This window comes from Streptomyces sp. N35 (assembly GCF_016464295.1).
Taxonomy (GTDB): Bacteria; Actinomycetota; Actinomycetes; order Streptomycetales; family Streptomycetaceae; genus Streptomyces.
Genome location: NZ_JAEIMH010000177.1, coordinates 1 through 4,593 on the forward strand (window position 1 = coordinate 1; position 4,593 = coordinate 4,593).

Sequence of the window (4,593 nt, forward strand, 5' to 3'; positions counted from 1 at the left end):
GCCCCGCCCCTTCCCGAAACCGGGGCTCCGCCCCGGACCCCTTCATCCGAACTTCGTTCGGATCTGCTCAAGCGCCGCAGGGGCTAGGTGTGCCGGACCGGCAGAGTGCTCACGCCGTTCTGCGGCGCAAAGTGGCCGCGCCCAGTCCGAGGACGAGGATCGCGCACAGGGCGACGATCAAGACGTCGCGGATGAAGTTGGCTGTGACGTCTGTGTGTTTGAGGACTTCGCCCATTCCGTCGACCGCGTACGACATGGGGAGGAGGTTGGAGATCTTCTCCAGGGCGGGCTGCATGGTGTCGCGGGCCGTGAACAGGCCGCACAAGAGGAGCTGGGGGAAGATCACGGCCGGCATGAACTGGACGGCCTGGAACTCGGAGGCGGCGAAGGCCGAGACGAAGAGGCCGAGGGCGGTGCCGAGGAGGGCGTCGAGCAGGGCGACCAGGAGGAGGAGCCAGGGGGAGCCGATGACGTCCAGGCCGAGGGCCCACAGTGCGAGGCCGGTGGCGAGGAGCGACTGGATGACCGCGAGCGTGCCGAAGGCCAGGGCGTATCCGAGGATCAGGTCGGCTTTGCCGAGCGGCATCGCGAGGAGGCGTTCCAGGGTGCCCGAGGTGCGTTCGCGCAGGGTCGAGATCGACGTCACCAGGAACATCGTGATCAGCGGGAAGATGCCGAGGAGCGAGGCGCCGATGCTGTCGAAGGTGCGCGGGCTGCCGTCGAAGACGTAGCGCAGGAGCAGCAGCATCACGCACGGGACCAGGAGCATCAGTGCGATGGAGCGCGGGTCGTGGCGGAGTTGGCGCAGGACCCGGGCTGCGGTCGCGAGGGTGCGGGAGGTGTTCATCGCGAGGACTCCTTCGTGCTGCCGGTCCCGGTGGCATGCGCCGCGCTCTTCTCGGACGCCGTGGCCTCGTCGACCAGGCGGAGGAAGGCCGCCTCGACCGTTTCCGTGTCCATGCGGTGGCGCAGGGCGTCCGGGGTGTCGTCGGCGAGGATCCCGCCTTCGCGCATGAGCAGGAGGCGGTGGCAGCGTTCGGCCTCGTCCATGACGTGCGAGGAGACGAGGATCGTGGTGCCGCGGCCCGCGATGTCGCGGAAGAGGTTCCACAGGTCGCGGCGGAGTACGGGGTCGAGGCCGACGGTCGGTTCGTCGAGGACCAGGAGCTCGGGGGTGCCGAGCAGGGCGACGGCGAGCGAGACGCGGCTGAGCTGGCCGCCGGAGAGGGTGCCGGCGACTGCGTCGTGGTGGCTTTCCAGGTCCACGTCGGCGATGGCGCGGGTGACGTAGTCGCGGCGCAGGTCGGCGTAGCCGCGGCCGGGGATGAGGATCGCGGCGAAGTACTCGAGGTTCTGGCGGACGGTGAGGTCCAGGTAGACGGAGGGGGCCTGGGTGACGTAGCCGACGCGGGAGCGCAGGGGCGCCGAGCCGGCCGGTTCGCCGAGGACGTCGAGGGTGCCGGTGACCTTGGCCTGGGTGCCGACCACGGCGCGCATGAGCGTGGACTTGCCGCAGCCCGAGGGGCCGAGGAGGCCGGTGATCTGGCCTCGGGGGACGTCGAAGCGGAGGCCTTTGAGGACGGTGCGAGGGCCGCGGACCACGGTCAGGTCGGCGGCCTTGATGGCGGGGCCCGGGGTGCCTGGTCCGGGCGCGGGGGCCTTTCCGGATCCATAATTCATCATGTGATGAATATGGGTCGCGCAGGGGTGCGGAGTCAAGTGCCTGCGGAGGGGTTGCGGAGGTCAGCTCGCGGCAGCAGCCGGCTTGAGTGCGACCGTCAGTTCCACCGTGTAGTGCTCCTTCACCTGGCCGCCTGGGAACACGCGCAGGAGTTCCGCGCGCTCCTGCGCCAGGAGAGGTGCCGCGCGGTCCGGGCCGAGCGCCGCGAAGTACGAGCGGCTGCCCAAGTGGGCCAGGTGGGCGTCGAGCGAGATCGTGCGGGTCCAGGTCAGGCTGCGGTGGATACGCGAGGCGGCCGGCGCGACGGATGCGATGAGGTGCTCCGTATCGACGGCGACGCCGAAACCGTGGTGGCCGGGGACGCGGCACGCGAGGCGTTTCTCCTGGGCTGCGGACCAGGGGCTGTCGGGCACGTTCCACCACAGGGCGAGGGCGCCGCCCGGGCGCAGGACGCGCAGGGCCTCGGGGATGGAGCGCGCCGGGTCCGTCCAGTGCCAGGACTGGGCATACGTGACCAGGTCGGCGCAGGCGTCGGTGAACGGCAGGGCTTCGCCGGCGGCCCGTACCAGCGGGACGTCCGGCAGGGCGGCGTGCAGCTGGGCGCCCATGCCCGGGCCGGGTTCGACGGCGATGACCCGGGCGCCGCGGGCGCGCAGGAGGCGGGTGGCGATGCCCGTGCCCGCGCCGACGTCGAGGACACGGCGCCCGTCAAGGGGCGAGCCGGTCAGTTCCTCGAGCGTCTCGAAGAGCTCCGGCGGATAGTCGGGGCGGGCGGTCGCGTATTGAGCGGCTACGGCGTCGAAGGAGAGCGCGAAGTCGGTCATGGACTCATGGTGCCGCCACCGCCGCTGCCGGGGGTGCCGAGGGTGCCGGGGGTGCCGGGGGCGACGAATAGGAGCCCCCCGAAACCCCGGGAGACGCCCACTCCCAAGCCCGCGGCGCACCCCGCCCCCCAACCCGCGGCGCACCCCCACCCCCCAACCCGTCGCACACCGATACGCGGCGCTCGGTCAGCCGCGGCGCTTCCTCTTCGGGCGGTTCGACGGCTTGCCCGTGCGGCGGGACGCGCGGCGTTCGTACTGGGCGACGGCCGTCTCGTACTCCGCGCGGCGGAGCTTCTCGCCCGGGGCCTCGTACAGATTGCGGAAGAAGTACGCGAGCAGGACCCCGATGAAGCCGATGGCCATCAGGCCCTTCGCGGACTGTGTCGCCTCGGGGTCGGTGCGCTTGCCGTACGACTCCCAGGCGCGGCGGAACGCGATGGCGCTGCAGGCCGAGAAGGCGACGATGACCAGGACGTTGACGAAGTTGCCGACCTTGGCGATCTCCAGGCCCTCGAACGCGAAGCGCAGGACGAAGGCGCCGGCCGCGGCGAGGGCGAGGGAGCCGATGCCGGCTCCGATGCGGCGCCAGAGGTAGCCGCCGTCGTGGTTCAGCCAGGTGGTGCCGAAGAGGGGCAGCTCCTCGGGCTGGGGGCCCGCCGGGGCGGCGGGTGTCTCGTTCGTGCCGGTTTCGTCGCTCACGAGGTTGATTATCCCGGACCTCGGGGCCTGGGCGGACTGCGTGGGGGCGCGGGCCGTCGAAGGCGCGGGTGTCCGCAGTTATGTTGTAGGCGTCAACTCGTGTACGGGGAGGGCCTGTTGTGCCACTACGGGAGGACGATCCACATGCTATCGGGGCATATCGGCTGAGTGATCGGCTCGGATCGGGCGGGATGGGGACGGTGTTCCTGGGGCATGCGCCCTCGGGCCGTGATGTCGCGATCAAGGTCATCCACGAGCAGTACGCCGGCGATCCGGTCTTCCGTACGCGCTTCCGGCAGGAGGTGGCCGCGGCCCGCAGGGTCAGCGGTGCCTTCACGGCGGCCGTCGTGGACGCCGACCCGGAGGCGCGCAGGCCCTGGATGGCCACGCAGTACGTGCCCGGCCCGACGCTCGCCGACCGGCTGCGCGATCAGGGTCCTGTGCAGGGCGGTGAGCTGCGGCGGCTCGCGCTGGGGCTCGCCGAGGCGCTGGGCGACATCCACCGGGCCGGTGTCGTGCACCGGGATCTCAAGCCGGCGAATGTGCTGATGGCGGCCGACGGGCCCCGGGTGATCGACTTCGGGATCTCGCGCGCGGCCGAGAACCAGGCGCTCACCGCGACCGGGCATGTGATGGGGACGCCGCCGTTCATGTCGCCGGAGCAGCTGAACGATCCGCGCTCGACCGGGACGGCGTCCGATGTGTTCTCGCTGGCCGCGCTGCTCGTCTACGCGGTGCGGGGCAAGGGTCCTTTCGACGCGGACAGCCCGTATCTGACCGCGTACCGCGTGGTGAACGAAGTGCCCGAGCTGGACGGTGTGCCGCAGCCGCTGCGGGAGGTGGTGGCCGGGTGCCTGGCCAAGGAGCCGGGCCAGCGGCCGGCGCTCGACGTCGTGGCGCACGCACTGCGGCGGCTGCCGGAGCGGACGGCGAAGACGATGGTCTGGCCCGCGGCCGGGGACCAGCAGACGCTGACCATACGGAGCACTCCTGCGAGCGGGCCGAGAACTGACACCGGACGGGCGGCGAGCGATGCCGGGCGGTCGGGGAGCGACGCGGCACGGTCGCAGAGCGGCGCCCGGCGGGCCGCGGGCGACGCCCTGCGGGCCGGGACGGGGGCGCGGCCGCCGGGCGGGACGCTCGGTCCGGGCCTCGGGACGGGCCGGGCCCTCCCCCCAGGCCGGGGACGCGGCGCCGGCGCGCCCGCGCCCTGCCCGCGGCCGGCGCCCTGGTGGTCGTGGCGGCCGTCGGCGCCGCGGTGGCCGTGTTCGCGCCCGACTCCGGGGGCGGCCGGACCGGGAGCAAGGGATCGACCACGGCGCCCGCTCCCCCGCGTACCGCACTGCCCGCGGGCTGGAAGCCGTGGCAGACCTCGTTGGTCGGCGCGGC

Annotated in this window: 5 protein-coding genes; 1 reads left to right on the forward strand and 4 read right to left on the reverse strand. The window is 72.6% G+C overall.

The window, feature by feature from the left end; genetic code table 11:
• Positions 1-109: 109 nt before the first annotated feature.
• From JAO81_RS41565 to JAO81_RS41580, 4 genes are all read right to left on the reverse strand, one after another.
• Complete coding sequence (locus JAO81_RS41565; RefSeq protein WP_199553199.1) at positions 110-847, reverse strand: ABC transporter permease; 738 nt, start codon at positions 845-847, stop codon at positions 110-112.
• Positions 844-1,683, reverse strand: a complete 840-nt coding sequence (locus JAO81_RS41570) for an ABC transporter ATP-binding protein (RefSeq protein WP_199553200.1) — start codon at positions 1,681-1,683, stop codon at positions 844-846. The genes JAO81_RS41565 and JAO81_RS41570 overlap by 4 nt, the downstream gene beginning before the upstream one ends.
• Before the next feature lie 60 nt (positions 1,684-1,743).
• Positions 1,744-2,505, reverse strand: coding sequence for a class I SAM-dependent methyltransferase (locus JAO81_RS41575; RefSeq protein WP_199553201.1), 762 nt, complete (start codon positions 2,503-2,505; stop codon positions 1,744-1,746).
• A gap of 186 nt (positions 2,506-2,691) precedes the next feature.
• The gene (locus tag JAO81_RS41580; RefSeq protein ID WP_199553202.1) at positions 2,692-3,204 is read right to left on the reverse strand and encodes an EamA/RhaT family transporter; all 513 of its coding nucleotides are present in this window, start codon (positions 3,202-3,204) and stop codon (positions 2,692-2,694) included.
• Positions 3,205-3,395: 191 nt separating this feature from the next.
• Here JAO81_RS41580 and JAO81_RS41585 point away from each other — a divergent pair.
• Positions 3,396-4,593, forward strand: a 1,198-nt coding sequence (locus JAO81_RS41585) for a serine/threonine-protein kinase (protein ID WP_233416655.1), incomplete at its 3' end; no start/stop codon positions are given.

Excerpts from the sequence above, each read along its gene's own strand:
- JAO81_RS41565 (WP_199553199.1), bottom strand. The coding sequence starts at position 847 with ATGAACACCTCCCGCACCCTCGCGACCGCAGCCCGGGTCCTGCGCCAA.
- JAO81_RS41570 (WP_199553200.1), bottom strand. The coding sequence starts at position 1,683 with ATGATGAATTATGGATCCGGAAAGGCCCCCGCGCCCGGACCAGGCACC.
- JAO81_RS41575 (WP_199553201.1), bottom strand. The coding sequence starts at position 2,505 with ATGACCGACTTCGCGCTCTCCTTCGACGCCGTAGCCGCTCAATACGCG.